A 26,604-nucleotide genomic window follows, 5' to 3' on the forward strand; every position below is an offset into this window, starting at 1 on the left:
CTTGGAGGCTGCGCCATGGGCATCATGTTCACCAGGATCTGCCGCAAGCGCCCCCAGCTGGAACCGGAAGTGCTGGGCTACGACGCATCGCTGGTCGCGCATCTGGAGGAATTCCATGCGTTGGGCATCGATGTGCTGGGCCTGCAATGCCGACGTCAGGATGACGAGCGGGCGCTGCTGCACGACCGCCATGACGCGCGCGCCGGCTGAACGGCCGCAAGAGTTTCCTTCTCCCCGGCGTTAGGAATTGTCGTTTGCCGACGGTGGTGCCAGGCGACAAGCTGCGGGCTGATCTTTTCCGGGAGAGGGATATGGCAGCACCGCGCTTTGAGAGAGCACTCATTGTCGGCGCCGGATCGGGGTTGAGCGCCTCCTTGGCGCGGCTGTTCGCGCGCGAGGGCCTGCAGGTCGCCCTGGCGGCGCGCAACGTCGACAAGCTGGCCGACGTGGCGCGCGAGACCAAGGCCGCCACGTTCGCCTGCGATGCCAGCGACATCGATCAGGCGGCGCGCCTGTTTACCGACGTCGCCGCCAAGATCGGCGATCCCGACGTGGTCGTCTACAACGCCAGCGGCCGCAGCCGCGGCCCGGTCGCCGAACTCGTGCCGGCGGATGTCCAGCGCGCCATCGCGGTGAGCGGCTTCGGTGGGTTTCTGATCGCCCAGCAGGCTGCCAAGCGCATGCTGCCCAAGGGACATGGTGCCATCCTGCTCACCGGCGCCTCGGCCAGCGTCAAGGGCTATGCCCAGTCGGCGCCGTTTGCGATGGGCAAGTTCGCCTTGCGCGGCCTGGCGCAGAGCATGGCGCGCGAGCTGGCGCCCAAGGGCATCCATGTCGCGCATTTCGTGATCGACGGCGGCATCCACAATCCCGGCCGCGACGAACCGGCCGACAAGCCCGACTCGATGCTGGATCCCGACGCCATCGCCGCCAGCTACCTGCACGTCCTGCGCCAGCCGCGCAGCGCCTGGACCTGGGAGGTCGAGCTGCGGCCCTGGGTCGAGACGTTCTAAAGTTTTCCTTGTCCGGGCTGTTAGGAATTGCCGTTTGTCGTCCGCCATGGCGGACGACAAACTTGCCGCAGTGATTCCAGCCGACGGACCCGACATGAGCTACAGCGCGATCGACGTAACCCCGGTGACGCCGCGGATCGGCGCCGAGGTGAGCGGCATCGACCTGACGAACCCGCTGAGCAATCAGCAGGTCGATGAGCTGCACCAGGCGCTGGCCGAGCACCAGGTGCTGTTCTTCCGCGATCAGAAGCTGACGCTCGAGCGCCACAAGGCGCTGGGCCGGCATTTCGGCGAGCTGCACATCCATCCCAACACGCCGGGGCCCGAGGGACATCCCGAGATCCTGCCGATCCACGCCGACGGCGAGTCCAAGCGCATCGCCGGCGAGAACTGGCATTCCGATGTGTCGTGCGACATCGAACCGCCGCTGGGCAGCATTCTCTACCTGCACACCGTGCCGCCGGTCGGCGGCGACACGCTGTTCGCCAGCGCGCAGGCCGCCTATGACGCGCTGTCGCCGACGATGAAGACATTCCTCGAGGGCCTGACGGCGACCCATTCGGGCGATCACGTCTATCGCCGCACCAACGCGCTCATCGGACGCGAAGACCGCAACAAGGTGTTCCCCAAGGCGTCGCATCCCGTGGTGCGCACGCACCCGGTGACCCGGCGCAAGGGGCTGTTCGTCAATCGCGGTTTCACCACGCACATCGATGGCCTCACCGAGGCCGAGAGCCGCGCGCTGCTCGACTTCCTGTTCGAGCACAGCACCCAGCCCGCATTCCAGGTCCGCTTTCGCTGGCAGCCGCACTCCGTGGCGTTCTGGGACAACCGCAGCGTCCAGCACATCGCCATGTGGGACTACTTCCCGCAGGTGCGCTCCGGCTTTCGCGTGACGATCAAGGGCGACCGTCCGGTGTGAGAGCAGGGCACGTCATGCGCGTAGCGTCACGCGGATGAAATTTCACATCCGCGCGGGCTGACATTTTCGTTTGGTGTCGATCCGGACGGGATGGCATGTAGCACGTGGCGCACCACCACCGGCTGCGTGGTGCTGCGCGTCCCCTGCTGAAAGGTCGTCCCATGCGTGATCGTCTGTGCGGCGCATTGAGTGCCTGCATCATCATGACTGCTGTTTCCGGCGCCATGGCCCAGGGCCCGCGGCCGGATGCCGGCGACCTGGTCATCAAGGAAGCGGGCAACACCGCGACCCTGCAGTGCAGCGGCGCGGGCAACCTTTCCGTCATCGGTGCCGCCAACACGCTGAAGGTCACCGGTCCCTGCAAGACGGTGAGCGTGACCGGCGCCGCCAACAACATCACGGTCGAGCTTGCCGAGGGCGCCCGGATCACGATCACGGGCGCCGGCAACGACATACGCTACAAGTCGCCGGCCGGCAGCAAGCCCGCGATCTCGATCACCGGTGCCGGCAGCAAGGCCGTGCCGGCACTGTAGCGGCTCACGTCGCGGCCGGCGGCGGACGGACGAGGTCGAGCGCCTGCTGGGCGGCCGCGGCCGAGGGATCGGCACCGCCGGCCACCGTGACCGTGGGGGAGGCGAACTTGATGCCGTTGGCCTCGAACGCCTTCTTGATCATGGCAAGTGCCCGGCGGCGGATCGTGAACTGCTCGCCCGGCTTGGTCTTGATCTTCATGCGGATCTGGATGGCGAAGTCGCCGAACTGCTCGACGCCCTGCATCTTCAGGGGCTCGAGGATGTGCGGGCTGAACTCGGGAATGGCCTGCAGCTCCTTGCCGATCTGCTTGACCAGCTTCTTCACCTTGTCAACGTCGGTGTCGTAGGTGACGCCGACGCTCAGCTTGTCGATCACCCAGTCGCGGCTCATGTTCTGGATCGCACCCAGGACGCCGAAGGGCACCGTATAAAGCGGACCGCGATGGTGCCGCAGCTTGATCGAGCGCAGGCTGAAGGACTCGACGACACCCTTGTAGCTGCCGCTCTGGACGTACTCGCCGACGCGGAAGGCATCGTCGAACAGGTAGAACATGCCGCTGAAGATGTCGCGCACCAGCGTCTGGGCACCGAAGCCGATGGCGACGCCGACGACGCCGGCGCCCGCGATCAGCGGGCCGATCTCGATGCCGACCGAGGCCAGCGCCATCAGCAGCGCCATCACCACCAGAACGGCGAACAGCACGTTGCGCAGGATCGGCAGCAGCGTCCGCAGGCGGGCGCGTCGCCGGGCGTCCTCGTCATCGACATGGCCCGCGGCCTGTGTCTCGCCCAGCTTGCGATCGATCATGGCCTTCAAGACATGCCAGGCGAAATCGGCGACCAGCGCGATGACGACGATGTTCAGCGCGCCGCGCACGAGCCTGGTCGTGAGCGTATCGCCCGCCGTCATCTCGGCGAGGTCGACATGCCAGGCATTGGCCAGCAGCAGCACGGCGCCGACGATCAGTGCCGCCCGCAGGCCGCGGCCCAGCGATACGGCATAGAGCCCGGGCGTTTCCGCGCCGGCGTCGGCCGCGCCCGGCGGTCGCAGGATGTGGTTCACCGCGTGTTGCGTCGCCACCATCGCCAGGGGCAGACCGACGACGACGACGGCCAGCCAGAACAACGGCATGGCGCTTGATACCCACAGCAGCCACAGCAGCACGAAGTAGACCGACAGCAGGGTGGGGATGGCCGTCGTGCCGAGGCGTCCCCGCGCCGGCGCCGCTTCCGGCAGCGGGCGGGGTTGCCGCCAGACCGCCTCCAGGCCGATGGCCAGCAGGCCCAGGCCCAGCGTGTAGGCGACGATGCGCAGCACATCGGGGGTAACGCCGAGCCTGCCCAGCAGGTCGACGGTGACCCAGCCGACAGCCAGCCAGCCGACGAGCAGCCCCAGCCGACGATGCCAGAAATAGGCCGTCGGTGTCGTCATCGGCAGGATGCGGAAGCGTTCGCCGCCCGGCGCCAGGATGAAGCGGCTGGCCACCAGCGTCAGGCGCACGATCAGCAAGGCCACCAGGTAGCTGACCACGATCTCGCCCAGCAGCGGCGGCCACTTGAAGACGAGAAAGGCGCCGACGCTGCCCAGCGCGAAGGCGGCGACGATACCGGTGCCGTAGGCCAGCCGGACGACAACGGCGCGCAGTCGTTGTTCGACCGAGTCGAGTGACAGCGCGATGATCCACCGTTCGACGCGTTCACCGAGGTAGTAGTAGAGCCGCTCCGCGCCGACGCCGAGTGCCACGAAGCAGGCAATGAGGAACAACACCCACAGCAGGCCCTGCTCATCGAGCTCCAGCATCAGGGTGCTGGCGGCGCGGTGCAGCTGATCGGGCACCGTCGGCACTGCCGCCGCCAACGTCGCCAGATGCTCGCGGACACCGGCAACGCGCTCGCGCAGCGACGGCGACGAAGGGGTTTCGGCCGCGGGCGGCGGGGCAGGCGTTGCGCGCTGCTTGACCAGCCAGTCGCGCACGGCGGGCTCGGCGAGCAGGTCCAGAAGCTCCTTGACCTTGGCCGGCGTCGGCTCGCCGGCAGCGGGCGGATTGGACTGCGCATGCGAGGGCGTCGGCTGTGCGGCCCACAGAAGCGCGGCCAGCGTCAGTCCTGCCGCGACCATCCGCGTCGCCGCCAGAAGCGCCTTCCGGCGCAGGCGTGTCGTCATGCCGTTTCCTCCGACGCCCACAGTGACGATGAACCATACGACAGCGGCTGACGCCGGAATAGAAGTGAGTGAGCAGGTGTTTATCCTGTGAGCGCCGAGTGTCGCCGTATGCCACGGGGGTGACGCCATGGATCGCAGCGACATCCGCGATGCCATCCAGCTGTTCCAGTACAGTCGTACGGCGATGGCCGGCGGTCGCGCAGCGGACGTGGTGCGCACGCTGTGGCGGCTGGAAGCCGCCGGCGAGATCGGCTTCGCCGATCGGGGTGCCGCGCGGCGCCATGGCGGCTGGAGAGAGGACCGGGAGGGGTTCGACCTGCAGGTCGGCATCAACTACATCAAGTCGCTGCCGGCGTCGGAACGGCTCGGCGGACTGTCGCTGGTGCTGGTGCACGAGGGCACGCATGCCGCGGTGAATTTCACCCGGCTGCTCGATGAGATGGCGGCCCGGCTGTTGTCCATTCACTACTATCGCGAACTGATCGGGCCCGGCGTCTTCAACGAGGCCAACGATCCGCCGCGGCCCGGCAAGCCGTTCGGCATCGTGCGCCTCAATCCCAGCCGGTTCGAGAGCCTGCGCAAGCAGAGCGATGCACTGAAACGCGATCGGCTCGTCGATTACATCCTGGCCAACAAGACCTACCGGAAATCGAGCTATGTCGATGCGCAGTGGGTCGTCGATCACATGTCGCTGTGGGGTGGCCTCGCCAACCGGCTGCCGGCAACCAAGGGCATCTATGTGCACGCGCTGGCGCAGAGCGCCGACCGCTATCACGTCGTGCGCATCCTCGACATCCTGGAAAGCATCAACAACCGCCCCGACTGGGACGCCATGATGGCGGCCGCCAAGCGGTTGTCGCGCCTGCAGCTGGCGCTCGACGATCTCACCACGGACCGGCGCCTGTCGGACCGGATCGCGGCCCTGCAGCGGCGCTGGAACGTGACCCTGATCGAGATGCCGCCCGTGCGCCGCTGACGCTGTTCACGCCGCCGGCTTGGCGGCGGGACGCACCTTGGGCAGCATCAGGAGCGGCCACGGATCGGGCATCTCGCCCACCGGCACCTCGATCAACGCCGGCCCGCCCGATGCGAAGGCTTTGCGCAGGGCGGCACGCAGGGCATCGGGCGTGGTGGCGCGCACGCCCATCATGCCGAAGCTGTCGGCCAGCTTCACGAAGTCCGGGTTGGCGAGATCGACGGCGATGGTGCGGTTGCCGTAGCTCTGCTTCTGGATGCGCATGACGTTGCCGAAGGCGCCATCGTTGAACACGACGAACACGGCGCCGATGTTGTGACGCACCGCGGTCGACAGCTCCTGGACGTTGAACATGAAGCCGCCATCGCCGCTCACCGACAGCACCGGCACGTCGGGTCGCGCCGCCTTGACGCCGATCGCCGCCGCCACGCCCCAGCCCAGCGTGCCCTGGTAGCCGGTCGAGATGTAGGTGCGCGGCGCATAGGTCGGGAAGGCGAGCCGGCTGGCGTAGCCGATCTGGGTCAGCTCCTCGACATAGATGCCGTTGTCCGGCAGCTCGGCGCGCAGCACCTCGATGAAGGCGAGCTGCGGCGCCAGCCGCGCGTGCTTGGTGGCCGACTCGGCTTTGAGTGCGCGCAATTCGTCGGTGCGCGAAGAGCGTCGCGCGTTGTGCTTGGGCAGGACGGCGCGCAGGTGCGCCATCACCGAGGCCGCGTCACCCACGATGCCGACGTCGGGCCGGCGCAGGCGGCTGTGTTCCTCGGGATCGATGTCGATGCGCACGATCTTCACCGCATCGTCGACGCCCCAGATCATCTGTTGCGTCTGCAGGCGCGTGCCGACGGCCAGCACCACGTCGGCTTCGGCCCACAGGCGATGCGCTTCGGTCAGCACCACGGAGAGCGGGTGGCGCGAATCCACGATGCCGCGGCCCATGCGGTGCGATGCCACCGGCGCCTGCAGCATGTCGGCGACGGCGGCGACGTGCTCGGCCGCGTCGAGCGCGCCGCCGCCGACGATGATCAGTGGCCGCTTCGCCGCGCCCAGCAGCTTGGCGGCGCGCTCGACGCCGTCCTCATCGACCGGGATGGCGGTCCCGGCGGTCGGTCCTTGCAGGGCCACGGGCGCCTGCTGCGCCCACACGTCCATCGAGCATTCCAGCCCGACCGGGCGCGGCCGGCCGCTCTGCAGCTGGCGGAACGCCTCGGCGACGGTGGCCGGCGCCTCGGCGGCGCCATGGATGCGCTGCGCCCATTTGGTCAGGCTGCGCATGACGCCGAGCTGGTCGGGGATCTCGTGCAGCAGGCCGAGGTTGCGGCCCAGCGACGGCAACGGGATCTGGCCGATCACGGCCAGCACCGGCGCGTTGGTGCCGTAGGCGGTGGCCAGCGCCGCTGTCGTGTTCAGGAAGCCGGGGCCGGGCACCACGCCGTAGGCGGCCGGTTTGCCGGTCGCCATCGCGGCGCCGACGGCCATGTAGGCGGCGCCCTGCTCGTGGCGGGCGTGGATGGCGCGGATCTGGTCCTGCGAGTCGAACAGCGCATCGAAGAACGGATCGTTCTGCACGCCGGGCAGGCAGAACATCGTGTCGATGCCGTTGATCGCCAGCGACCGTACGACGGCCTGGGCCGTGCTCATGCGCTCGGCTGCGGCCGGGCTCGCGGAACCATGCATGGGACGCTCCCTCCAATCTCTTTCGGCGCGACCATGGCCGAAGCACCGCCGCCCGTCGAGGGTATTCCTAGGATGCGGAAAATCCTTTGGCAGTTGTCACAAATTTCGTCGATCGCGCGCTGTTGTCCCCTTGAGTCGGACCGCCGGCCGCGACATGGTGCGCCATGTCGTCGATTGCGTTCGCGTTCAATGGAGCCGTCGTCGAGGCCTGCGCCGACGGCGCGCTGTGGTGGCCCGACGAGCGGCTGCTGGCGGTGGCCGACCTGCATCTGGAAAAGGGCACATGGTACGGCGCCCGCACCGGCCAGTTGCTGCCGCCCTACGATACGCGCACGACGCTCGACCGGCTGGCCCGCTGCATCGCGGTATTGCGGCCGCGCACCGTGGTGTGCGTCGGCGACTCGTTCCACGACACCGACGCGGCGGCGCGCATCGATGCCGGCGACGCCGCCACGCTGGCGCGCCTGATCGCCGCGGTCGGCGAGTGGATCTGGCTGGTCGGCAACCACGATCCGCACCCGCCGCGAGAGTGGGGCGGCATGGTGAGCCACGAACTGGCGTTCGGTCCGCTGGCGTTCCGCCATGAAGCCGATCGCACGCCGCTCACCAACTGCGACGGCGAGATCTCGGGCCACTATCATCCCGTCGCGGTGCTGACGGTGCGTGGTCGCGGCCTGCGCCGGCGCTGCTTCGTGACCGACGGCCGCCGCCTGATCCTGCCCTCGTTCGGCGCCTACACCGGCGGCCTCAACGCGCGCGATCCCGCCATCGCCGAGCTGTTCGACGATACCTACGACGTGCTGGCGCTGGGCGCCGCGAGCGTACATCGCCTGTCCAGCCGCATCCTGCGCCCCGACGCCGTCATGGCGGAGCTGGTCGGATAGGGGCACCGGCATGCGATGGCGCGTCACGCTCACACTGGCGCTTCTGGCCGGCGGCTGCGTTTCCGGCCCGCCGTTGCCAGCCGTGACGGCGGCGCACGGCGTGGTCAATGTCGACGCATCCTGTCTTCACCGACAGTTGGTGGCCTACACGGTCCGCAGCGGATTCGTCGTTCGCTCGAGCAGTGATACGCGCATTGTCGCCGGCCGGATCAGGCATCCGATCGGTCCATCCTTGTTCAGTACGCGCGCACTCGAAACGCCCGAGGAGCGGATTCAATTGACCCTGATCCCGGTCGGCGGCAACGGCCTGCGTGTCGAGATGGCCGGCGGTTATGGCATCGCGCCCGGCGCAGGATTGGACGGCACCACGCCGGTTGCGCTCTCGGCCGACGACGTGGCGACGTTTGCCGCCGAACTCGACCGCATGGCCGCCGCGTGTCCGGCCAAAGCCTCGGGCTAGAGCGGTTCATCGTGTAATGGAATCGCCATTGCTGTCGTCCTGAGCGCAGCGAAGGACCTTGCGGTGGATCGCTCAAAGAGCGTCGGCGCTGGTGATCATCAGCGCCGACAGCGGCTATACCAACACCGCAGGATCCTTCGCTGCGCTCAGGATGACAGCGGCGGCCGACCAGGCCTCTCTGCTCCTATCAAAACGTGAAGCGCTCTAGAATTCGTATTTCACCGTCACTTCGCCCAGCCCGTCGATGCGGCCGACCGCGGTGGTGCCGACGGGGATGAACTGGCAGGCCACCATGCTGCCGGTCGAGACGATCATGCCCTTCTTGAGCTGCTTGCCGTGCTCGCCCAGCTTGTTGGCGACCCAGGCCAGCGAGTTCACGCAATGGCCCATCACGTCGCCGGACGATCCGGTGGCCACCACCTCGCCGTCGAACGACACCGAGCCCTTGAGGTTGGCGAGGTCGAGCTTGGCCCAGTCCGGGTTTTCCGCCGCCAGCAGCGAGCCCCAGTTCCAGCCCACATCCATGATCAGGTGCAGCGCCGACAGGCGGCTGTAGTCGGCACCGCGGTCCTCGATCAGTTCGAAGCCGGCGCGCGCCGAGGCGATGTAGGGTGTGATGCTGTCCTTGTCGTAGGGCTTGCCGGATGCTGGCGCCGGCACGTCGGCGTTGACGGTGAGGATGATCTCCAGTTCCAGCCCCAGCCGTGTGTGCTGCGATGCCTTCAAGGTCACGGCGCGCTCGAAGACGCGGTTGCGCCGGATCGGGCCATAGGCCGGGCTGCGCAATCCTGTCTGCTCCCAGATCGCCGGTGCCGTCAGGCCGATCTTGTAGCCCGCGACATCGCCATCCTCGGCCACGATGCGCTTGAGGTAAGCGTCCTGCCCGGCATAGGCGGTGCGCTCGTCGGCCGGCATGCGGGCCTTGGGCCACCAGCCGACCGTCACGCGCGAGCGGCGCACATCCATCAGATAGTCGGCGATCTGTTCGGCAGTGACGGCCATGGCGTTCCTCCTGGGTTTTGTGGCGGCATCCTGCCAAGCCCCGCGAGGTCCGCCAAGAAATTCCCGCCTCGCGGTATGGCGAGGAACGACACAGTCTTGCATTCGCGGCGGCGGGCGGCCCACAATCGGCCATGCCCCGCATTCATCCGCCTCTTGAGCGACCGATTCGCGTCGGCGCCCTGGTCGGCGCTGTCCTCGCCGGCGGCGAAGGCCGCCGCCTGGGTCCCGGCATCGAGAAGCCGCTGCGCCGCTTGCACGGCACGCCCTTGATCGCGCATGCGCTGTCGCGCCTGCGCCCGCAGGTCGCGGGCCTGGTGATCAGCACGCACGGCGATGCCGCACGCTTCGACCGCTTCGACGTGCCGGTCGTCAGCGACACCATTGCCGCCGATCCCGATGGTCGCCGCCCCGGTCCGCTGGCCGGCGTGTTGGCGGCGATGGCCTGGGCGCGCCAACAGCACCCGTTCTCACCCTGGCTGCTCACGGTACCGGTCGATGTGCCGTTCCTGCCGCTCGACCTGACCGCCTACCTCGCCGGTCACATGCATGTGCCGGAAGCCGAGATCCTCACCGTGCGCTATCGCGGCCGGGTGCATCACGCCATCGCGGTGTGGTCGACCGAACTGCTGTCATCGCTGGAGCAGGCGGTGACGGTGGATGGCACCCGCAGCATCGAGCGCTTCGCTGCCACCCGCAAGACCGCGGTCTTCGACTGGCCGCGGCGGCGCGTCGATCCGTTTCTCAATATCAACACGCCGGCCGACTGGCAGCGCGCCGAAGCGATCGCCCGGCATGCCGGCTGATGTTGGGGTAATAGCGCCGGCCCCTCAGGATGAAGCCGTGCGGTACCCGATGCGACAGGACTGCGGCCGGCCGGTGCCATCCCAGATTTAAGAATTCTTAATGACCCCGCCCGCGGGTCGTTGGGCAGAGTGCTGCGCCGTGGGAGCCGGTGATCGGCCTCTGGTTCTGTTCATGCGGTCCGCACCGGCGGATGGACTGGCGGATCGGGGAGGGCAGGCATGGCCTTGTACGAAACGACCAAGTTCTCGCAGCAGAAGAGCCGCAACCTGGCGCTGAAACAGTATCGGCCGGCGATCAACGACCGCCTGGCCACGCTGCGCCATCTGCCGAATTTCGGCGGCCAGACACCGGTGGTGTCGAACGCGGCCAAGAACGCGATCAAGGCCGCCTGCGGCAACCCGTCCACCGCCAACACGCATGTGTACGAGATCGGCATCGGCGGCCATTGGCGGATCTTTTTCGCGCAGGCCTTCAGCGGCGGTGTCATTGCGCTGATGTTCGGGCACCTCAACGGCAATGTGCTCGAAGAGCCCTGATCCCTTCCATCGCGGCACAGAATAGTGTACCTGCACGTGTCGTGAGCAACGGCACGAACAGCGGTATCTGTGTGCCGATCGTGGAGGGTAGGCGTCGACATGACTGGCGGGCATCCGCTCGATGTCGCCACGCGGCTGGTGCCCGTCGGCGATGATCGGTTTTCCGGACACACCTCGGAGGACTACTGGAACTTCGCCGGTCCGTTCGGCGGCATCACCGCGGCGATCCTGCTGCGTGCGGTCGTCGATCACCCGCGCCGGCTGGGCAGTCCGGTGGCGCTTACCGTCAATTTCTGTGCGGCCATCGCGCGCGGTGCGTTCGAACTCGTGGTCAGCGAACAGCGCAGCGGCAAGTCCACTCAACACTGGTCGGTGACCCTGCTGCAGGGCGGCCTGATCGCGGCGACCGCATCGATCGTATGCGGCGTCCGGCGCCCGACCTGGGCGCACGCCCACGCGAGGCCGCCTGTGGTGCCCCCAGCCGACGCCGTGCCGCCGGTGGTGTTCTCCCTGCCGTCGAACTGGCTGCAGCGCTACCGGTTCCGGTTCGTCGAGGGCACGCCTGCCATCAGTGCGACACCCCACGATGTGCCGGCCGACCCACGCTCCATCCTCTGGCTGTCGGATTTGCCTGACCGGCCGCTCGACGTCGTGTCGCTGGCCGCCATGGCCGACGCGTTCCTGCTGCGCCTGCTGCAGGTGCGCGGCATGTTCATCCCCAGCAGCACCGTGTCGCTGACAACCTACTTCAACGGCACCGATGACGAAGTGCGGGCCCAGGGCACCGCACCGCTTTGCTGTGTCGTCGATTCCCGGCGCTTCAACGGCGGCTTCCACGACCAGACCGTCGAGCTCTGGGGGGCTGACGGAACGCTGCTGGCATCGAGCGTCCAGGTCGTCTGGTACAAGGAATGAGGCCACGGCGCGGGCGCGCACTGCCGTCCGGGACACCTGTCGTGCCGGCATGCCAGTTGCTGCTCCGGCCCTCGTGGAAGCGCGCGCCTGATCGATCCCCGTGGCGTCACCACAGCGTTACCACCGGACAAGGGTACGCGCCGGCAACCCTTTGTTACGACTTGATGAATTCCGGTTAGGCGGTCTTGCTGCGATGCACTACAACCTGCTTCTAACGGCCACGGAAAAGCTTGTTTCCGCATCGCGGGTCCCGTAATACTCCGCCCGCCCTGGGGCCCGCGACAATCAGCGTGGTACAGCGTAGATGCGAGGGGTTGCGCAATGATGCTGCCGCAGAATTATCGGCCGACGGAAAAAGAACCGTTCATGAATGCCATGCAGCAGGAATACTTCCGACAAAAGCTGCTCAGTTGGAAAGGCGAACTTCTCGAAGAATCAAATCAGACACTGCAGAACATGACGGAGGAAAGCCTCGCGCAACCGGATCTGGCAGATCGCGCGACGGCAGAAACGGACAGGGCCCTGGAACTCAGAACGCGGGATCGCTATCGCAAGCTCATCTCCAAGATCGACGCGGCACTGCGCCGCCTGGAAGAAGATACTTACGGCTACTGCGAAGAAACCGGCGAGCCGATTTCGCTGAAGCGCCTGGAGGCGCGGCCGATCGCGACGCTGAGCGTCGAAGCCCAGGAACGTCACGAGCGCATGGAACGCACCAAGCGCGACGATTGAGGGGCGTGACAAGACTGCGCGCACGCTGGATAAAGAGGCTGTGAGCTCACGCCCCGCGATCGGCGGGCGTGAGCACGCGCGGCGAGCGCCGCGCCCAGAGCGAGGTAGCGTGCGGTGACAAAGAAGATCTTTCTGCTCGCCGTGACGGCGATCGCCCTGGCAGCCACGTCGGCGCAGGCGGAGACTGGACGCGCCGCCGATATCCTGCTCGCGCAGCAGACACCGCCTGCCACGCCGCCGGCGGACAAGCCCGCCGACAAACCGGTGGAGAAGCCGGCCGAAAAGCTCACCGGCATGGCGGCGTGGGCTGCCCTGGTGGGCAACACGGTGGTCGGCAAGATCGAGGGCAAGGAATTTGCCGACTACTACCTGGCCGATGGCACGGTGAAGTCGCTGGTGGACAGCCAGCTCGCGACCGGCAAGTGGTCGCTGGAAGGCGACAAGATCTGCTTCGTCTACCCGGATGAGCCGAAGGAATGCTACGCCATGGAAGTGGTCGGTGAAGATGCCACCTTCACCGACAATGCCGGTGCCGGCATCCGCGCCAAGGTCATGAAGGGCAACGCCAAGAACTTCTGAAGCCCTGGGAGCGCGGGCCTCTGGCCCGCATCGGCGCGAAGCGTCGACGGCCCAAGTTCGCGCGACACCACGGGTTAAGATGCGGGCGGGACGCCCGCGCTCCCAGGCGCTACTCGAACTTGATGTTCAGTTCCTTGACCTTGGCGGCCCAGAAGTCGTGCTCCTGGCGCACCGCTTCGGCGAACTGGGCGCGCGTCTGTGTCGCCGGTGGCAGTTCCAGCCCATCCTTGGCCAGCGCCTCTTCCATCTTCTTTTCCTTCAGCGCCGTCTTGGTCTCCTGCTCGATGCGGTCGATGACCTCGACCGGTGTCTTGGCCGGCACGAACAGGCCGTGCCAGCCCTTGACCACCAGGCCCTTGTAGCCGGCTTCCTCCAGGGTCGGCACGTCGGGCAGGGATTTCACCCGCCGATCGCCGGTAACGGCCAGCGCCTTCAGCTTGCCGGCCTTGATCTGGCCGACGGCCGGTGGCAGCGAGCTGAAGTTCATGGTGATCACGCCGCTGATCACGTCGAGCAGCGCCGGCCCGGTGCCCTTGTAGGGCACGTGCGTGAGCTCGACGCCGGCGGCATGCGCGAACAGCACGCCGGCCAGATGGTTGCTGCCGCCGACGCCCGAGGACGAAAACGTCAGCTTGCCCGGTTCCTTCCGGGCCAGTTCGGCCAGTTCCTTGGGCGTGTTCGCCTTGGTGTCGGGATGCACCGCCAGCACGTACTGGTAGTCCGTGGTCTGCACCACCGGGACGAGGTCGTTGATCGTGCTGATGGTGAAGTTCTTCAGGATGTGCGGGTTGAGCACGATGTTGCTGCTGACGGCATAGAGGATCGTGTTGCCGTCGGGCCTGGCGCGGGCGACCGCCTGCGTGCCGATGCCACCGGCGGCGCCGCCCTTGTTGTCGACCACCAGCGGCTGGCCCAGGCGCGGCGACACCAGGTGCGCCAGCTCGCGTGCCACGATGTCGGCGCCGCCGCCGGCCGCATAAGGCACCACCAGGGTGACAGGCTGGGTCGGCCACTTCGCCTGGGCTCGGGCGCCGGCGGGCAGGGCGGCTGTCAGGGGAACGGCGGCCAGCGCACTGGAACCGGCAACGAAGCCGCGACGCGTGGTGAGCATAGGCAACCTCCCATTGTTATGGGGGCGACGCTACATCATCTTGCTACCGCCGCGCCACCGCTCAACCGCCGGCATCGCGCGCATCGCGTGGCATCTTGTGCCTGTTTTCAGCGCCGAAGAGGCGCATCGTCGCGCGGTTTCACTTGAAGCGCTTGGCGTATTGACGGGATGGCTGCGCAAGCGAGGCACGTAGAGGTTGTGGCGCCGTGTCGGGCAGGTTGTCGTAGTGCGCCTTGGCCTCATCCTCGGCATGGTCTTCCAATACATAGCTCATCGAATCGAAGGCATAGACCCGCTTGTGAGGACCCTTGTGAGCGACGCCCGGCTCGGGACTGACATCGAACTTGCCGTCGATGCTGACTGGAATGGCACCCATGTTACTGGTGCCTTTTTTCGCCAGGTCGACCTGAAACTGGTGAATGCGTCCCATCGTCAATGGACCGCAGATGCCATCCTCGGCCAGAGGCTCGAGTTTGTTTTCCTCTCGCGAGGTCATGTAGCGGTCGGCGTAACCGTCTTTGCGTTCGAAGTATGTGATGTTCAGGCAGATCTGAACCAGAAGCACGTCATCACGCGCGTTCACGCCACCACGGCCGACGGTGTAGTCGATGGCGTACTTGCCCTTCACCTCGGGGGCAGTTTTTTTGACGCGAAAGGCCATGATCCTGTGCTCCGTCGGCAGCGAACATGGAGTCTTTCACGGTGACCGCCGGGGCACGTCCTTCACTTGAGGGATGTCTGAAAATATCGCTGCTGCCTGCCCCGGAACCCGGCCGGACGGCGCCGGCCAGGCGCTACTTGGCTCTCTTGTGATGGCTCAGCAGGCCGTTCATGGCCCGGCACAGCGTTTCGATGGCCAGCGCGCGGGAGATCCGCCGGGCGGCGGCGGCGGCGGACAGGGCGTCGGCGACACCGATCAGCGCGATCAAGGTTGCCCGGCCGGCGGGACCGTGCAGGTCCACGAACGGCGCGAAGGCCTGGCGGCAGGCCTCCATGAAATTCTGCCGGCAGGCCTGCAGGACGTCTTCCAGTTCTTCCGAGCCCGACAGCGCCGCCGCGATGGCGCTGACCTCCGGGCCGGCCGAAACCGTGCAATCGACATAGGTTTCCGCAACGATGGCGACGGCATCCGTCAGGGTCCTGGCGTTGGCTGCCAGTGCCGCGCGCATCGCCTCGGTCTGACGGTCGTCATAGTCACGATAGAGTGCGCTCAACAGCCCAGCCCGTGTGCCGAAATGCGTATAGGCAATGGGCTTGGTAACGCCCGCTCGCTCGGCCACGCGCGCCAGGGTCAGCGCATCGGTTCCTTCTTCGCCGATCATGGCGAAGGCGACGTCCAGCAACTGCTGTCGCCGCTCGTCCTTCGCCATCCGTGGGGTGCCAGCCAATCGTCCGACCTCAGCGCGCCGCGTCCAGATGCACCGCCAGCCAGACCGTGGCGCGATCGGGTGCGGTCCAGTCGACGCGATGGCGACGGTGTGGCGCGATCCAGAGATAGTCGCCCGGCTGCAGCCGACGCGGTGACTCCTCATCGGCAAAGCGCAGCGCGGCGGCGCCCTCGATCAGTAGCACCCATTCGCCCTGCGGCTGGTCATACCAGAAATCGGGCGGGCTTGTCTGGCCAAGCGAAACGATGCGCTCGATGCGCACGCCAGGCAGCGCCAGCAGATCCTCGAAGCGTTCGGCCGCCGGATCGGGACGCAGGTCAGCGAGAATGTTGCCGTTCATGCTTCCTCCCCTGTTTCATTCCTGGGAGCGCGGGCGTCCCGCCCGCATCAAGGCGAGGGCTTTGCTTTCATCTGACATGAGCGGGCCGGAGGCCCGCGCACCCAGGAATGAAACTGGGGCAGGATTCCACCATTCCGCGTCCCTGTTCTACCGCGCAGTCACCGCGCGGCCGGCGCTGTCGCCGGCGATCTTGCCCAGCACGGCGCCGGACACCAGGCCGGTGCCGCCGGGATAGTTGTGGTAGAACAGGCCGCCCACCAGCTCACCGGCGGCATAGAGGCCGGGGATGCCGGCGCCGTCGGTGTGCTGCACCTGGCAACCGGTATCGACCTTCAGGCCGCCGAAGGTGAAGGTGATGCCGCACGTGACGGCGTAGGCCTCGAACGGCGCCGTGTCGATCACGTTGGCCCAGTTGGTCTTGGGTACCACGAGCCCGCGCGTGCCGCGGCCGTCCTTGACGGCGGGATTGAAGGGCACATCGGTCATCACCGCGGCGTTGTACGCCTTGATGGTCTCCAGGCAGCGCGCCGCATCGACACCTTCGAGCTTCTTCACCAGCTCCTCGAGCGTGTCGGCACGCACCTTGGTCATGCGGCGGATGCGGTACTCGTCGCGCAGCTTGTCGATCACCTTGGCGTCGAAGATCTGCCAGGCGAACTGCTCGGGCTGCGACAGGATCACGCCGCCATACTTGGCGTACGTGTAGTTGCGGAAGTCGGCGCCCTCGTCGACGAAGCGCTCGCCCCTGGCGTTGACCATGATGCCCAGCGGATAGGAGTGCTTCTGGAAATTGTCGCCGACCTCCAGGTCGCCGAACGGCGGCGCGTTGAGGTCCCAGCCCACGGCGTGGCAGCCCGACCAGTGCCCGTGCGGCTGGGCGCCGATGTCGAGCGCCATGCGGATGCCGGCGCCGGTGTTGAAGCGCGTGCCGCGCACCTTGGCGAGATCCCAGGTCGGCCCGAGATAGCGGGTGCGCATCTCGGTGTTGGACTCGAAACCGCCGCAGGCCAGCACCGTCGCCTTGGCGCGGATCTCGAAGCGCTTGCCCTTATGGCGCGCCACGGCGCCCAGCACGACGCCATCCTGTTCGATCAGGTTGGCGGCTGCCGTCTCGTAGCGCAGGTCGATGCCTTGCTGCTTGCAGGCCTTGTGCTCGAGCTCGACCAGGCCCGGGCCGCCGCCCCACGCCTCGACCGCAAGCCCGCCCCAGAACTTGAACTTGCCGTCGACCTTGAACGCCTGGCGCCCGTAGCTGGGCTGGAAGCGCACGCCCTTGCTGCGCATCCAGCGCATGGTGGGGAAGCTCTGCTCGACCAGCATCTCGGCCAGTTCCGGGTCGCTGCGGTACTGCGTGACCCGCATCAGGTCATCGAGATACTGGTCGGCGGTGTAGGTCCCGAAATCGACGTCGCGCTTTTCCTCGTCGGTCAGGTCGTAGAGCTGGGCCAGATCATCGACGCCGTTGAACACCACGCGCATGGCGCCGGCGGTGTAGCGGCTGTTGCCGCCCGAATCATCCTCGGGCGCGGCTTCCAGCATCACCACGCTGGCGCCGTGCTCGCGCGCGGCCAGCGCCGCACAGGCGGCCGCGTTGCCGGCGCCCACCACCAGTACATCGCACGCGATGTCCGACATCCCAGGTCTCCGTATCAGCTGTTCGTGCATTGGATACTATGGTATACAATAGTATGCAATATCGACGGCACGCGACGAATCGCATCACTGGCCAGGTCGACGCAAGGAGAGGCCGGTGAGCCAGCTGGTAACGGACATCGGGCGCGACGAGTTGCGGGGCGAGGGGGCCTACCGGGCGCTGTGCGCGGCGCTGCAGTCGGGCCGCTACCGGCCGGGCGATCGGCTGCGCGAAGCTGAAATCGCCGCCGAGCTGGGCATCAGCCGCACGCCGGTGCGCGAGGCGTTGGGACGGTTGGTGGGGCGCGGCCTCGCGGTGGCGGCCGGCGGCCGGGGCCTCGTCGTGGCGATTCTCGACCGGTCGCAGGTTCTCGAACTCTACGCCATGCGCGAGATCCTCGAAGGCGCGGCGGCGCGCATGGCAGCCCAACGCGCCGCCGAGCCGGAGCTGGAAGCACTGAAGGCCATGCTCGATGCGTTCGTCGCGGCGCGGACCGATCCGCTGCGCATGGCCGCCGTCAATCGCGACTTCCATGCCGCCATCGTGGAGGCGGCGGGCAACCGCTATCTCCAGCAGGCGCTGGGCGAACTTCAGGACGCAATCGCGCTGTTGCGCGTGACGACGTTCACCGCGCCCAAGCGACCCGAAACCGCCCGCCGCGAGCACGCCGCGATCGTCGATGCCATCGCACGGCGCGATCCGGAAGCAGCCGAGCAGGCCGCCCGCCTGCATATTCGCGAGGCGCTGCGCACAAGATTGAGCCTGCCGACGTGACGTTAGTCGTCAGGTCAGTGAAGGTAGTGCTGGTGACGGCTGGGACCGCGCCGCTCCAGCGGCGCTGATGATCCGGCGCTGTGCGCTCCGGCGAAAGCATTCGCTTTCGCCGGAGGGGCGTCGCTGGAGCGACGCGGTCCGACCCGTCCTCTGCGGCACCGCATCCGTATCGACACCTGGTGCCCTGCATTGACGAGATCGGAACCTGCTGTGATCATGATGGTGATCGCAGATTTCCGGTGCAAATGGTAGAAGGTCGCGATGCCCTATCGTCATCAGGTCGGTGCCACGACATGGACGTTCAGGGATCTCAAGGACGTGCTCGCGAAAGCGACACCGATACGCTCCGGCGATCACCTGGCCGGCATTGCCGCGGCTTCCGCCGAGGAGAGCGTGGCGGCGCGCATGTGCCTGGCCGAACTGCCGCTGCAGACCTTCCTCAACGAGGTGGTCATTCCCTACGAGACCGATGAGGTCACGCGACTCATCGTCGATACGCACGATGCGGAAGCCTTCGCCACTGTTGCCCATCTGACCGTCGGCGGCTTTCGCGACTTCCTGTTGTCGGACGCCTGCGATGCGCGCGTTCTGGCCGGCATCGCGCCCGGTATCACGCCGGAGATGGCGGCGGCCGTGTCCAAGCTGATGCGCAACCAGGACTTGATCCTCGCCGCAAGCAAGCGCCGTGTCGTGACGCGCTTTCGCAACACCATCGGCGAGGCCGGCGTCATGGCCGTGCGCCTGCAGCCCAACCATCCGACCGACGATCTCGCCGGCATTGCCGCCGCCACCTTGGATGGCCTGCTGTGCGGCTGCGGCGATGCCGTCATCGGCGTCAACCCGGCGTCCGACAGCATCCCCGTGCTGGCGCGGATCTCGGATCTGCTCGACACGCTGATCGCGCGCTACAAGATCCCGACACAGAGCTGCGTGCTGACCCACGTCACGACGACCATCGACCTGATCGAGCAGGGTGTGCCGGTCGATCTCGTCTTCCAGTCGGTCGCGGGCACGGAGAAGGCGAATGCCTCGTTCGGCGTGACCTTGGCGCTCCTGAAGGAGGGCATGCAGGCGGCCCGTGCGCTGAAGCGCGGGACGGTGGGCGACAACGTGATGTACTTCGAGACCGGGCAGGGCACCGCGCTCTCCGCCGGCGCGCATCACGGCGTCGATCAGCAGACCTGCGAGGCGCGGGCCTATGCGGTCTGCCGCGCCTTCGAGCCGTTGCTGGTCAACACCGTGGTCGGCTTCATCGGGCCGGAATACCTCTACGACGGCAAGCAGATCATCCGCGCCGGCCTGGAGGATCATTTCTGCGGCAAGCTGCTGGGCCTGCCGATCGGCTGTGACGTCTGCTACACCAACCACGCCGAGGCCGACCAGGACGATATGGACACCTTGCTCACGCTGCTCGCTACATCAGGCGTGAACTACATCATCGGCGTCCCGGGCGCTGACGACGTGATGCTGAACTACCAATCCACCTCGTTCCACGATGCGCTCTATGTGCGCGATCTGCTGGGCCTGAAACCGGCGCCGGAGTTCGCGGCCTGGCTCCGGGATGTCGGCATCATCGGCGATGATGGCCGTCTGCTGAACCCGGGCAGCTCGCACCCGCTGCTGGGCTTCGCGCAGGAGATCGCGGCATGACGGTCGCGCCGGATCCGCTGCGCAAGCTGGCGGCGTTCACGCCGGCGCGCATCGCGCTCGGCCGGGTCGGCGCCAGCCTGCCGACACGGGAAGTGCTGAACTTCGCCCTGGCCCATGCCAGGGCGCGCGACGCGGTTCACGCGCCCTTCGACATCGCGGCGGTCGAGACGCAGATCCGTGCGCTGGGATTGTCGACGGTGTGTGTGGCAAGTGCCGCCGAGTCGCGCAGCGACTATCTGCGCCGTCCTGATCTCGGCCGGCGGCTGCACGACACGTCCATCGATGATCTGCAGCGGCTGAACCATCCCCTCTGCGACCTGGCGATCGTTGTGACCGACGGCCTGTCGTCCGCGGCGATCCATCTTCAGGTCGCGCCGTTTCTGGACGCCTTCAAGCGACATGCTGATGCGCGCGGCCTGCGCCTGGCGCCCGTTGTGATCGCCCGCCTGGGCCGGGTGGCGCTGGGCGACGACATCGGTGCGCGCCTGAAGGCACGTGCCGTCGCCGTGCTCATCGGCGAGCGTCCGGGACTGTCATCACCCGACAGCCTCGGCGTCTATCTCACGATCGCGCCGGCGCCGGGTCGCACCGATGCGGAGCGCAACTGTATCTCCAACATCCGGCCGGAAGGGCTGTCCCACGAGCGGGCGGCTTTCAAGCTCGACTGGCTAATGGGCGAAGCCTTGCGTCGCGGTATCACGGGCGTGGGTTTGAAGGACGAAAGCGATCTGGTGACTCTGGCATCGCCCGCAAAGCCGGTTCTTTCCGGTCCGTGAGGGCGGGGCCAACGATCGATCGGATCATTCCTGGGAGCGCGGGCGTCCCGCCCGCATCAGGGCGAAAGCTTTGCTTCCGCCTGACATGAGCGGGCGGGACGCCCGCGCTCCCAGGGCTCGCTTCGCTCGCGATGACAGCGAAATCGCGATCAGATGTGTGAATGCGACAGGGGATCGAGGGTGGTTCACTTCTTGATGGAAACAGGCGCTGCTGTCTAAGGCCAGCGGCGCCACCTTGCGCAACGGCCGATCGGAGGTGCTCACCCCGACCGTCTTCAGATAGACCATGACCTCCGGCTCCTTCATTGCGGCTGCCCGGAGGCCCGCCTTGATCATGGCCAGACAGGCGCGCCGTCCAGCCCCGCGGTTTCTGGCAGGCCGCAGATCAGGTTCGCATTCTGCACCGCCTGGCCGGCGGCTCCCTTGCCGAGATTGTCGACCACGCCCATCGCGATCACCAAGTTGCGCTCCGGATCGGCCGCATAGCTGACAAACGCGAGGTTCGAGCCGGTAGCCCACTTGGTCTGCGGCGGCTTGTCGGTCACGCGGACGAACGCCCGCCCGGCGTAGAAGCGCCGGGCCGCGTCCAGGCACTGCTCCGTGGTGGCGCGGCCGCGGCAGTACATGGTGGCGAGTACGCCGCGGGTCATCGGCACCAGGTGCGGCGTGAACACCAGCCCGGCCGCGCTGCCGCCGCTCAGCCGCTCGATGGTCTTGGCCATCTCGGGCATGTGGACGTGCTTGAGCAGACCGTAGGGCACCAGGTTCTCGTTGCTCTCGGCGTAGCCGAACTTGCTATCGGCGCCGCCCCGGCCGGCACCGGAGATGCCGGTCTTGGCGTCGATCACGATGTTGCCAGGCTCGATCAGCTTGTTGGCCAGCAACGGCGCCAGCGCGTTCAGTGTCGCCGCGGGGAAGCAGCCGGGGTTGGCGACGCGGCTCTGACCCTCGATCTGGCTTGGCCAGACATCGGCCAGGCCGTACGCCCAACCCTCAACGTAGCGGTGGTCGCCGCCGATGTCGACGATCTTCACGTCCTTGGAGACGCGCGCCAGCGCCTCGGCCGAGGCGCCCGTGGGCAGCGACGCGAACAGCACGTCGAGCTTGGGCAGGGTCGCAGGGTCCCACTTCTCGATCACCAGGTCGGCCAGCTTGGCCGGCACACCGGGAAAGCGGTCCACCAAGCGGCTGCCGGCGCTGCCCTCGCCTGCGGCGTAGATGAGTTCGAAAGCGGGGTGGCTCGCGACCAGGCGCATTGCCTCGCCACCGCCAAAACCGCTGATCCCGACAATGCCGACGCGAATGCTCATGGTGGTATCCTTCCGGGGTTTGGGCAAAACAAAACCCCCGGAGCCGGGGGCTGCGGGGGTTCAGGAACGCGGGCCGGGGCCGCTCCGGCGGGTGGGACCTACGCTGAGGTCACCACACGGACGGACGCTGATCGACGCGCAGCCCGAAGAGCCGCCGCTGGGTGCAGCGACGTCGGCGTCGGTCACAAAGGTTCTGGTTCCTGAGCATGCCTTTCGACACTGTCGCTACCCACATTCATCGTCAAGCGGAATGTCTGCCGACCACTCCTCTCGGACATAGTCCTGGGAGCGCGGGCGTCCCGCCCGCATCGGGGTTGAAGCAAAGCGCGGCCTGACATGAGCGGGCGAGACGCCCGCGCTCCCAGGCTCCGATCGACCGGAATCCGTTCTAGCCACAAAACGCGCGGACGATCTTCCCGGTCCGAGGATCGGTTTCGATCGTCACGCGCTCTTGCCGATAGTCCATGGTCACCCCTTGGCCCGGACGGATCTGACGCACGATTGAGGCGCCGGTGATCTGCTTCGCCTGGTCGTCGGTGATACGGTCCTTGCCGGTGAGCGCCTCGGCCGCGTCGCGCTTGCAGATCGCCGTCGAGCTGCCTGTATCAGGACGCGAAGACGCGGGTTGGCAGCCTGCGGCGGCGAGCGTCGCAACGGCCAAGCCACCGGCGACAAGCAGTTTCGAGCGGATGGTCAAAGCAATTCCTTCCTTCGCAAGATTGTCGGCTTTGGGGAGACGGTACCGCAAGGATCCAACACGACCAATTGGGCCGGCCCTTGGCAGGTATGAGGCAGGAAGACGTCTTCCGGTACGAAGCCGAGCCCGCGGCCCGCGAGCGCGCTGCGTCCGACCCATGGACCAAGGCATTCACTGCTGCATGATCCGTGGCGTAGGCGTAGTGTTGGCACACAATTTGCTTATTTTTCAGGCAGAAATCGGGAGACCGGGAGCCTCCATGGGTGATCGTTACGAGCGGCGTGCCTATGCGCCACAAGTCGAGATGCTGCTGCGGCGGCCGGGGATCGGCCACAACGGCGGTCCGCCCTTCGACATGTCGTGGGAAGCCTGGACGTGGCGGCGGGCGATCGCCAAGGCCTGGAAGCAGCCCAAGCCGGAGGTGGCCCGGATGCGGCTGGACCGTGCCGAGAGACTGGGCATTACCTATCGCGAGCTCACGGCCGTCATCCTGGATACCGGCAGCTACCTGTCGACGGCGGTGCTGCCGTTGGGTCTGGTGGCGCGTGTGAAGCGGGAAGGGGACACCGGCCTTCGCGCCGAGCCGCGGCCGGAGATGGCGGCCAAGATCGCTCGCTTCGGCGGTCGCCTGTTCCTGCTCGCCGATCTGCTGCTGCACGGCGTGCTGGATGAAGAGGCATGCGCGGCGATGTGCGCCCAACTCAATAGCGCCCTGGACGACAAGGTGGCGGCGATCGGCATTGCCGAGCCCGCATCAGGAGGCCGTCGCGATCCGCGTGCCGAAGCGGTGCTCAGGTTGCTGCGTAATCACGGGGTGCCCAAACAGGAAGCGTTTTTCGTGGGCACCGGCTTCGCCGACGTGGCGCTTGCCGAAGCTGCCACCGTGCCGCTGTTCAAATGGGCGCATGAATGGTTCGGGGATTTACCAAGCTTGCCGCCCTCCTGAACATCCGCTGCGCCAAGGCCTTGCAAACGGCACTGGCGAAGTCGGCGCGATGGACTATCGCGCGCGCATCACGATGGAAGCCGGCAAGCGTGGCGGCCGCCCGTGTGTGCGACTTGCAAATCACTGTGTACGATGTTCTGGGTTGGTTGGCGTCCGGAATGTCAGAGGATGAGATTCTCGCGGACTATCCAAACCTCCAGCGTGAGGACATTCGAGTCTGCCTTGCCTATGCTGCCGATCGGGAAAAATCAGCGCTGGTCGGTACAGCAGCGTGACTCTGCAGCATGATCCATCAGATTGCGCCTGTGAGGCGCTGCCTCTAAATGTAATGCCATCGGACAGGAGCCACCGTCTCATGCGCATTGTTCCGGCCGTCGCAATCCTTACTGGTCTTCTCAGTAGTCAGGCCTTCGGTGCACCGACCGCGTGCAGTCTTGTCCCAGCGGCGGATATGAGTGCCATTCTCGGCAGGCCGGTTGCCGCATCGGCCGATGACCGAGGCGGGCAGACCAAGTGTACTTACGAAACCGCAGGGGGAGAAATCGGCGGCGCCTATGCAGAGGTGCAGCTGAATTGGGGAGACGGCGTCGCCGGCATGGCTGGCGTTGGCCTTGCGAAACCGCAGCTGGAAAAAGTGATGGGAGAGCTTGCTGGTCTTGGAGATCAGGCAACGTCCGTGGGCCCGATGATACTCATCCGACGTGGTAGCGACCTCATCACCCTTGTGATCTCTGGCGTGCCGGACAGCGTGGGTGCCGCCAAGCGCATATACGGATTACTCAACGAGCGTCTGCCAAAAACGGCTGCGCCATAGTTCCACGCTACTTCCCTGGCCACGACCTGCGCGGCGTGCTCCTCGCGAGCTTCCGTTTCGATGGATCCATCCGTTGTAGGCCGCAGGCAGATCAATCTGTCCGGTCCCAGCGGGTGAGCAACGAGGGATGCGCCCCAAGGCAGCGCTTGTGTGCCGATCCTTGCAGAGATATCGCCGCCGTAATTGCATCATTCTTGCAAACGCTTTCACCTGGCATGGCGAATGGGGAGTGGTAGGGTCGCGCCTCACCGAGATCACAATGAGGGTGGCGTGACCGAGGCAGCGAAGAGCAGTCGGCGGGCTGTCATGATGGGCCTGAGCAGCCTTGGCGCGGCAAGCCTTGTGGGTTGCAGCGCGACGGGCACATCGTCCATTCCACCGCTGGCGCCACTGCGCATGCAGGCCGAGCGCATCACACGCATTACTGTCTGCCTGCGGCCCTTCCGCGCCGCCGGGCCGCGTCTGGATGTCGAAACGGTGGCGAACAAGCGGGTGGTCCACAACTATGGCCACGGCGGCAGCGGCTGGTCGCTCGCCTGGGGCTCCAGCACCATCGCGGCACGCCGCGCGCTGGAAGGCGGGACGCGAAACATCGCGGTCATCGGCTGCGGCGCCCTGGGCCTGACGTCAGCGCTCCTGCTGCGGCGTGCCGGTGCGCGCGTGACGATCTACACCCAGGAGCGCACGCCGCAGACGCGCTCGGCGCGCGCGACCGGCACCTGGTCGCCCGACTCGCGCATCGCCGCCGCCGACAAGGTGGCGCCGGATTTTCCGGCGCTGTGGGAGGAGATGGCGCGGACGTCCTACGGCATCTATCAGACCTATGTCGGCCTGCCGGGCGAACCGGTGTCGTGGAGCGATCGCTTCGTCCTGCTGGACAACGCGCCGGCGCCGGTGGAGCCGTCGACGCCACAGGCGGAAGCGGTCCATTTCGCCGGCTACGGGGGTCGTCTGCTCGACATGGTGCCGCGCTATCGCGAACTGTCCGCCGCCGAGAATCCGTTTCCGGTGGCGCGTGTGCGCCATGGCACCTCCATGCAGTTCAACGTCGCGGCGCTGGCGCACCAGCTGACCACCGATTTCCTGCTCGAAGGCGGTCGGATCGAGACCATGACCTTTCACACGCCGGCCGATCTCGGGCGGTTGCGCGAACCGGTGGTGGTGAATTGCACCGGTTACGGTGCACGGGCGCTGTGGAAGGACGAGACGATCACGCCGGTGCGCGGCCAGATCACGTGGCTCGCGCCGCAGCCCGAGGTGCGCTACGGCCTCTACTATCACCACGTCTCGGTACTGCCCCGACCGGACGGCATTGTCGTTCAGCAGACCGGCGGCAGCGAGATGTTCGGTTACGGCATCGCCGACGAGACACCCGACCGTCGCGAAGCCGAAACGGCGATCGCGACGATTGCCGAACTCTACGCCCGTATGCCGGGGCGTACGCTGCGATAGCTTCGACCTGGGAGCGCGGGCCTCTGGCCCGCCTCGGCGCGAAGCGCCGACCTCTGCATTAGCCCTCCGCTTGCACTACAGCTTGACCAATTCGACCGCCTCACTTCTTTCGGTTTGCCATGCGGACACGAACTCGAAGACCTGCTGTACCGTTTCGTCGGAGTGGAAGCTCGTCATGATGAAACGGCTCTCGTCGCTGCCGTCTCCCACGACGAGTTCGTCAATCAGATCATGTATCTCGCTGCAGCCATCGCCAACGACCGCGATCAAACCCACCTTGTCGCGAATGCATGCTTCCACGAAAGATACCAACAAGGCAGGGTCAGAGAGGGGCAGTTGCAGTACGATCCTCGGTGCGTAGCTCATAACGCCTTCCCACGACTTCTCGCTGCTGTTGGGTGTCGGGTCCTCTCCTACAACTCTACCTGCGGGACAAAAAACGATTTCGTTTCGATTGTGCGTAGCGCCCAAGCGGCGCCTCGCCTGGAGTGTGCTGCAGGAGTGATGCACTTCCGGTAT

Annotated in this window: 29 protein-coding genes and 1 pseudogene; 19 read left to right on the forward strand and 11 right to left on the reverse strand. The window is 66.8% G+C overall.

Features of this window, described 5'->3' with window-relative positions; all coding sequences use genetic code 11:
• Positions 1 to 15: 15 nt before the first annotated feature.
• The 4 genes from FQU96_RS10820 (at position 16) to FQU96_RS10835 (ending at position 2,468) form a co-directional block, all read left to right on the forward strand.
• On the forward strand, positions 16 to 210 hold the full coding sequence (locus FQU96_RS10820) for a hypothetical protein (RefSeq protein WP_146541012.1): 195 nt from the start codon (positions 16 to 18) through the stop codon (positions 208 to 210).
• A 101-nt stretch (positions 211 to 311) separates the two neighbouring features.
• Positions 312 to 1,013 carry an SDR family NAD(P)-dependent oxidoreductase gene (locus FQU96_RS10825; RefSeq protein ID WP_146541014.1) on the forward strand — a complete coding sequence of 234 codons (702 nt, stop codon included), beginning with the start codon at positions 312 to 314 and terminating at the stop codon, positions 1,011 to 1,013.
• A gap of 46 nt (positions 1,014 to 1,059) precedes the next feature.
• Positions 1,060 to 1,935, forward strand: a complete 876-nt coding sequence (locus FQU96_RS10830; RefSeq protein WP_255467954.1) for a TauD/TfdA family dioxygenase — start codon at positions 1,060 to 1,062, stop codon at positions 1,933 to 1,935.
• A 161-nt stretch (positions 1,936 to 2,096) separates the two neighbouring features.
• Complete coding sequence (locus tag FQU96_RS10835; protein WP_146541016.1) at positions 2,097 to 2,468, forward strand: DUF3060 domain-containing protein; 372 nt, start codon at positions 2,097 to 2,099, stop codon at positions 2,466 to 2,468.
• A 4-nt stretch (positions 2,469 to 2,472) separates the two neighbouring features.
• Here FQU96_RS10835 and FQU96_RS10840 read toward each other — a convergent pair whose 3' ends face one another.
• Complete coding sequence (locus FQU96_RS10840; RefSeq protein ID WP_255467955.1) at positions 2,473 to 4,632, reverse strand: mechanosensitive ion channel family protein; 2,160 nt, start codon at positions 4,630 to 4,632, stop codon at positions 2,473 to 2,475.
• A 127-nt stretch (positions 4,633 to 4,759) separates the two neighbouring features.
• Here FQU96_RS10840 and FQU96_RS10845 point away from each other — a divergent pair, with 127 nt between their 5' ends.
• Entirely contained in the window at positions 4,760 to 5,608 is an 849-nt protein-coding gene (locus FQU96_RS10845) for a hypothetical protein (protein WP_146541018.1), read from the forward strand.
• A gap of 6 nt (positions 5,609 to 5,614) precedes the next feature.
• Here the strand turns inward: FQU96_RS10845 and FQU96_RS10850 are convergent, their stop codons facing one another.
• Positions 5,615 to 7,282 (reverse strand): thiamine pyrophosphate-dependent enzyme, encoded by a 1,668-nt coding sequence (locus FQU96_RS10850; protein WP_178130447.1) that lies wholly within the window; start codon positions 7,280 to 7,282, stop codon positions 5,615 to 5,617.
• A gap of 164 nt (positions 7,283 to 7,446) precedes the next feature.
• Between FQU96_RS10850 and pdeM the strand changes: the two genes are divergently transcribed.
• Positions 7,447 to 8,166 (forward strand): ligase-associated DNA damage response endonuclease PdeM, encoded by a 720-nt coding sequence (gene pdeM, locus FQU96_RS10855; RefSeq protein WP_146541020.1) that lies wholly within the window; start codon positions 7,447 to 7,449, stop codon positions 8,164 to 8,166.
• A 10-nt stretch (positions 8,167 to 8,176) separates the two neighbouring features.
• Positions 8,177 to 8,626 carry a hypothetical protein gene (locus FQU96_RS10860; RefSeq protein WP_146541022.1) on the forward strand — a complete coding sequence of 150 codons (450 nt, stop codon included), beginning with the start codon at positions 8,177 to 8,179 and terminating at the stop codon, positions 8,624 to 8,626.
• 204 nt (positions 8,627 to 8,830) lie between these two features.
• Here FQU96_RS10860 and FQU96_RS10865 read toward each other — a convergent pair whose 3' ends face one another.
• On the reverse strand, positions 8,831 to 9,628 hold the full coding sequence (locus FQU96_RS10865; protein ID WP_146541024.1) for a 2-keto-4-pentenoate hydratase: 798 nt from the start codon (positions 9,626 to 9,628) through the stop codon (positions 8,831 to 8,833).
• Between the two features lie 131 nt (positions 9,629 to 9,759).
• Between FQU96_RS10865 and mobA the strand changes: the two genes are divergently transcribed.
• The 5 genes from mobA (at position 9,760) to FQU96_RS10890 (ending at position 13,194) form a co-directional block, all read left to right on the forward strand.
• A complete protein-coding gene (gene mobA / locus FQU96_RS10870) occupies positions 9,760 to 10,431 on the forward strand; it encodes a molybdenum cofactor guanylyltransferase (protein ID WP_146541026.1) in 672 nt (223 codons plus the stop codon).
• 219 nt (positions 10,432 to 10,650) lie between these two features.
• Positions 10,651 to 10,968: a hypothetical protein gene (locus FQU96_RS10875; RefSeq protein ID WP_146541028.1), complete on the forward strand. Its 318-nt coding sequence runs from the start codon at positions 10,651 to 10,653 to the stop codon at positions 10,966 to 10,968.
• Positions 10,969 to 11,067: 99 nt separating this feature from the next.
• Entirely contained in the window at positions 11,068 to 11,883 is an 816-nt protein-coding gene (locus FQU96_RS10880) for an acyl-CoA thioesterase II (RefSeq protein WP_146541030.1), read from the forward strand.
• A gap of 321 nt (positions 11,884 to 12,204) precedes the next feature.
• Complete coding sequence (gene dksA, locus FQU96_RS10885) at positions 12,205 to 12,615, forward strand: RNA polymerase-binding protein DksA (RefSeq protein WP_146541032.1); 411 nt, start codon at positions 12,205 to 12,207, stop codon at positions 12,613 to 12,615.
• A 114-nt stretch (positions 12,616 to 12,729) separates the two neighbouring features.
• Entirely contained in the window at positions 12,730 to 13,194 is a 465-nt protein-coding gene (locus FQU96_RS10890; RefSeq protein ID WP_146541034.1) for a hypothetical protein, read from the forward strand.
• 109 nt (positions 13,195 to 13,303) lie between these two features.
• Here FQU96_RS10890 and FQU96_RS10895 read toward each other — a convergent pair whose 3' ends face one another.
• From FQU96_RS10895 to tcuA, 5 genes are all read right to left on the reverse strand, one after another.
• On the reverse strand, positions 13,304 to 14,305 hold the full coding sequence (locus tag FQU96_RS10895; RefSeq protein ID WP_146541036.1) for a tripartite tricarboxylate transporter substrate binding protein: 1,002 nt from the start codon (positions 14,303 to 14,305) through the stop codon (positions 13,304 to 13,306).
• A 139-nt stretch (positions 14,306 to 14,444) separates the two neighbouring features.
• Positions 14,445 to 14,966: a hypothetical protein gene (locus FQU96_RS10900; RefSeq protein WP_146541038.1), complete on the reverse strand. Its 522-nt coding sequence runs from the start codon at positions 14,964 to 14,966 to the stop codon at positions 14,445 to 14,447.
• A gap of 133 nt (positions 14,967 to 15,099) precedes the next feature.
• Positions 15,100 to 15,693, reverse strand: coding sequence for a TetR/AcrR family transcriptional regulator (locus tag FQU96_RS10905; protein ID WP_255467959.1), 594 nt, complete (start codon positions 15,691 to 15,693; stop codon positions 15,100 to 15,102).
• A gap of 10 nt (positions 15,694 to 15,703) precedes the next feature.
• Positions 15,704 to 16,033 carry a cupin domain-containing protein gene (locus FQU96_RS10910; RefSeq protein WP_146541042.1) on the reverse strand — a complete coding sequence of 110 codons (330 nt, stop codon included), beginning with the start codon at positions 16,031 to 16,033 and terminating at the stop codon, positions 15,704 to 15,706.
• 147 nt (positions 16,034 to 16,180) lie between these two features.
• Positions 16,181 to 17,668 carry an FAD-dependent tricarballylate dehydrogenase TcuA gene (gene tcuA, locus FQU96_RS10915; RefSeq protein WP_146541044.1) on the reverse strand — a complete coding sequence of 496 codons (1,488 nt, stop codon included), beginning with the start codon at positions 17,666 to 17,668 and terminating at the stop codon, positions 16,181 to 16,183.
• A 115-nt stretch (positions 17,669 to 17,783) separates the two neighbouring features.
• Between tcuA and FQU96_RS10920 the strand changes: the two genes are divergently transcribed.
• From FQU96_RS10920 to eutC, 3 genes are all read left to right on the forward strand, one after another.
• Positions 17,784 to 18,440 carry a GntR family transcriptional regulator gene (locus tag FQU96_RS10920; RefSeq protein WP_146541046.1) on the forward strand — a complete coding sequence of 219 codons (657 nt, stop codon included), beginning with the start codon at positions 17,784 to 17,786 and terminating at the stop codon, positions 18,438 to 18,440.
• Between the two features lie 261 nt (positions 18,441 to 18,701).
• Entirely contained in the window at positions 18,702 to 20,090 is a 1,389-nt protein-coding gene (locus tag FQU96_RS10925; RefSeq protein ID WP_146541048.1) for an ethanolamine ammonia-lyase subunit EutB, read from the forward strand.
• Positions 20,087 to 20,866 carry an ethanolamine ammonia-lyase subunit EutC gene (gene eutC, locus FQU96_RS10930; RefSeq protein ID WP_146541050.1) on the forward strand — a complete coding sequence of 260 codons (780 nt, stop codon included), beginning with the start codon at positions 20,087 to 20,089 and terminating at the stop codon, positions 20,864 to 20,866. The genes FQU96_RS10925 and eutC overlap by 4 nt, the downstream gene beginning before the upstream one ends.
• 332 nt (positions 20,867 to 21,198) lie before the next feature.
• Here the strand turns inward: eutC and argC are convergent, their stop codons facing one another.
• Positions 21,199 to 22,176 carry an N-acetyl-gamma-glutamyl-phosphate reductase gene (argC, locus tag FQU96_RS10935; protein ID WP_146541053.1) on the reverse strand — a complete coding sequence of 326 codons (978 nt, stop codon included), beginning with the start codon at positions 22,174 to 22,176 and terminating at the stop codon, positions 21,199 to 21,201.
• 388 nt (positions 22,177 to 22,564) lie between these two features.
• A complete protein-coding gene (locus tag FQU96_RS10940; RefSeq protein ID WP_255467960.1) occupies positions 22,565 to 22,873 on the reverse strand; it encodes an I78 family peptidase inhibitor in 309 nt (102 codons plus the stop codon).
• 259 nt (positions 22,874 to 23,132) lie between these two features.
• On the opposite strand from FQU96_RS10940, the gene FQU96_RS42165 reads away from it, so the two are divergent.
• From FQU96_RS42165 to FQU96_RS10960, 4 genes and pseudogenes are all read left to right on the forward strand, one after another.
• Positions 23,133 to 23,819 (forward strand): hypothetical protein, encoded by a 687-nt coding sequence (locus FQU96_RS42165; protein WP_178130448.1) that lies wholly within the window; start codon positions 23,133 to 23,135, stop codon positions 23,817 to 23,819.
• 49 nt (positions 23,820 to 23,868) lie between these two features.
• Positions 23,869 to 24,094 (forward strand): annotated as a pseudogene (locus FQU96_RS43125) (DUF433 domain-containing protein).
• 80 nt (positions 24,095 to 24,174) lie between these two features.
• Entirely contained in the window at positions 24,175 to 24,633 is a 459-nt protein-coding gene (locus FQU96_RS10955) for a hypothetical protein (RefSeq protein WP_146541055.1), read from the forward strand.
• A 270-nt stretch (positions 24,634 to 24,903) separates the two neighbouring features.
• Entirely contained in the window at positions 24,904 to 26,085 is a 1,182-nt protein-coding gene (locus FQU96_RS10960; protein WP_218574678.1) for an FAD-dependent oxidoreductase, read from the forward strand.
• 75 nt (positions 26,086 to 26,160) lie between these two features.
• On the opposite strand, the gene FQU96_RS10965 is transcribed toward FQU96_RS10960, so the two are convergent.
• Positions 26,161 to 26,451, reverse strand: coding sequence for a hypothetical protein (locus FQU96_RS10965; protein WP_146541059.1), 291 nt, complete (start codon positions 26,449 to 26,451; stop codon positions 26,161 to 26,163).
• Positions 26,452 to 26,604 lie beyond the last annotated feature (153 nt).

This window comes from Reyranella sp. CPCC 100927 (assembly GCF_007859315.1).
Taxonomy (GTDB): domain Bacteria; phylum Pseudomonadota; class Alphaproteobacteria; order Reyranellales; family Reyranellaceae; genus Vineibacter.

What these genes read in the sequence shown, in the direction of transcription:
- FQU96_RS10965 (WP_146541059.1), bottom strand. Translation starts at nt 26,451, where the DNA reads ATGAGCTACGCACCGAGGATCGTACTGCAACTGCCCCTCTCTGACCCT.
- FQU96_RS10910 (WP_146541042.1), bottom strand. Translation starts at nt 16,033, where the DNA reads ATGAACGGCAACATTCTCGCTGACCTGCGTCCCGATCCGGCGGCCGAA.
- FQU96_RS10845 (WP_146541018.1), top strand. Translation starts at nt 4,760, where the DNA reads ATGGATCGCAGCGACATCCGCGATGCCATCCAGCTGTTCCAGTACAGT.
- pdeM (WP_146541020.1), top strand. Translation starts at nt 7,447, where the DNA reads ATGTCGTCGATTGCGTTCGCGTTCAATGGAGCCGTCGTCGAGGCCTGC.
- FQU96_RS10865 (WP_146541024.1), bottom strand. Translation starts at nt 9,628, where the DNA reads ATGGCCGTCACTGCCGAACAGATCGCCGACTATCTGATGGATGTGCGC.
- FQU96_RS10875 (WP_146541028.1), top strand. Translation starts at nt 10,651, where the DNA reads ATGGCCTTGTACGAAACGACCAAGTTCTCGCAGCAGAAGAGCCGCAAC.
- argC (WP_146541053.1), bottom strand. Translation starts at nt 22,176, where the DNA reads ATGAGCATTCGCGTCGGCATTGTCGGGATCAGCGGTTTTGGCGGTGGC.
- FQU96_RS10825 (WP_146541014.1), top strand. Translation starts at nt 312, where the DNA reads ATGGCAGCACCGCGCTTTGAGAGAGCACTCATTGTCGGCGCCGGATCG.
- FQU96_RS10880 (WP_146541030.1), top strand. Translation starts at nt 11,068, where the DNA reads ATGACTGGCGGGCATCCGCTCGATGTCGCCACGCGGCTGGTGCCCGTC.
- FQU96_RS10895 (WP_146541036.1), bottom strand. Translation starts at nt 14,305, where the DNA reads ATGCTCACCACGCGTCGCGGCTTCGTTGCCGGTTCCAGTGCGCTGGCC.
- FQU96_RS10830 (WP_255467954.1), top strand. Translation starts at nt 1,060, where the DNA reads ATGGCGGACGACAAACTTGCCGCAGTGATTCCAGCCGACGGACCCGAC.
- FQU96_RS10925 (WP_146541048.1), top strand. Translation starts at nt 18,702, where the DNA reads ATGCCCTATCGTCATCAGGTCGGTGCCACGACATGGACGTTCAGGGAT.
- FQU96_RS10850 (WP_178130447.1), bottom strand. Translation starts at nt 7,282, where the DNA reads ATGCATGGTTCCGCGAGCCCGGCCGCAGCCGAGCGCATGAGCACGGCC.
- dksA (WP_146541032.1), top strand. Translation starts at nt 12,205, where the DNA reads ATGATGCTGCCGCAGAATTATCGGCCGACGGAAAAAGAACCGTTCATG.
- FQU96_RS10900 (WP_146541038.1), bottom strand. Translation starts at nt 14,966, where the DNA reads ATGGCCTTTCGCGTCAAAAAAACTGCCCCCGAGGTGAAGGGCAAGTAC.
- tcuA (WP_146541044.1), bottom strand. Translation starts at nt 17,668, where the DNA reads ATGTCGGACATCGCGTGCGATGTACTGGTGGTGGGCGCCGGCAACGCG.
- FQU96_RS10840 (WP_255467955.1), bottom strand. Translation starts at nt 4,632, where the DNA reads ATGACGACACGCCTGCGCCGGAAGGCGCTTCTGGCGGCGACGCGGATG.
- FQU96_RS10835 (WP_146541016.1), top strand. Translation starts at nt 2,097, where the DNA reads ATGCGTGATCGTCTGTGCGGCGCATTGAGTGCCTGCATCATCATGACT.
- FQU96_RS10820 (WP_146541012.1), top strand. Translation starts at nt 16, where the DNA reads ATGGGCATCATGTTCACCAGGATCTGCCGCAAGCGCCCCCAGCTGGAA.
- FQU96_RS10860 (WP_146541022.1), top strand. Translation starts at nt 8,177, where the DNA reads ATGCGATGGCGCGTCACGCTCACACTGGCGCTTCTGGCCGGCGGCTGC.
- FQU96_RS42165 (WP_178130448.1), top strand. Translation starts at nt 23,133, where the DNA reads ATGGGTGATCGTTACGAGCGGCGTGCCTATGCGCCACAAGTCGAGATG.
- eutC (WP_146541050.1), top strand. Translation starts at nt 20,087, where the DNA reads ATGACGGTCGCGCCGGATCCGCTGCGCAAGCTGGCGGCGTTCACGCCG.
- FQU96_RS10955 (WP_146541055.1), top strand. Translation starts at nt 24,175, where the DNA reads ATGCGCATTGTTCCGGCCGTCGCAATCCTTACTGGTCTTCTCAGTAGT.
- mobA (WP_146541026.1), top strand. Translation starts at nt 9,760, where the DNA reads ATGCCCCGCATTCATCCGCCTCTTGAGCGACCGATTCGCGTCGGCGCC.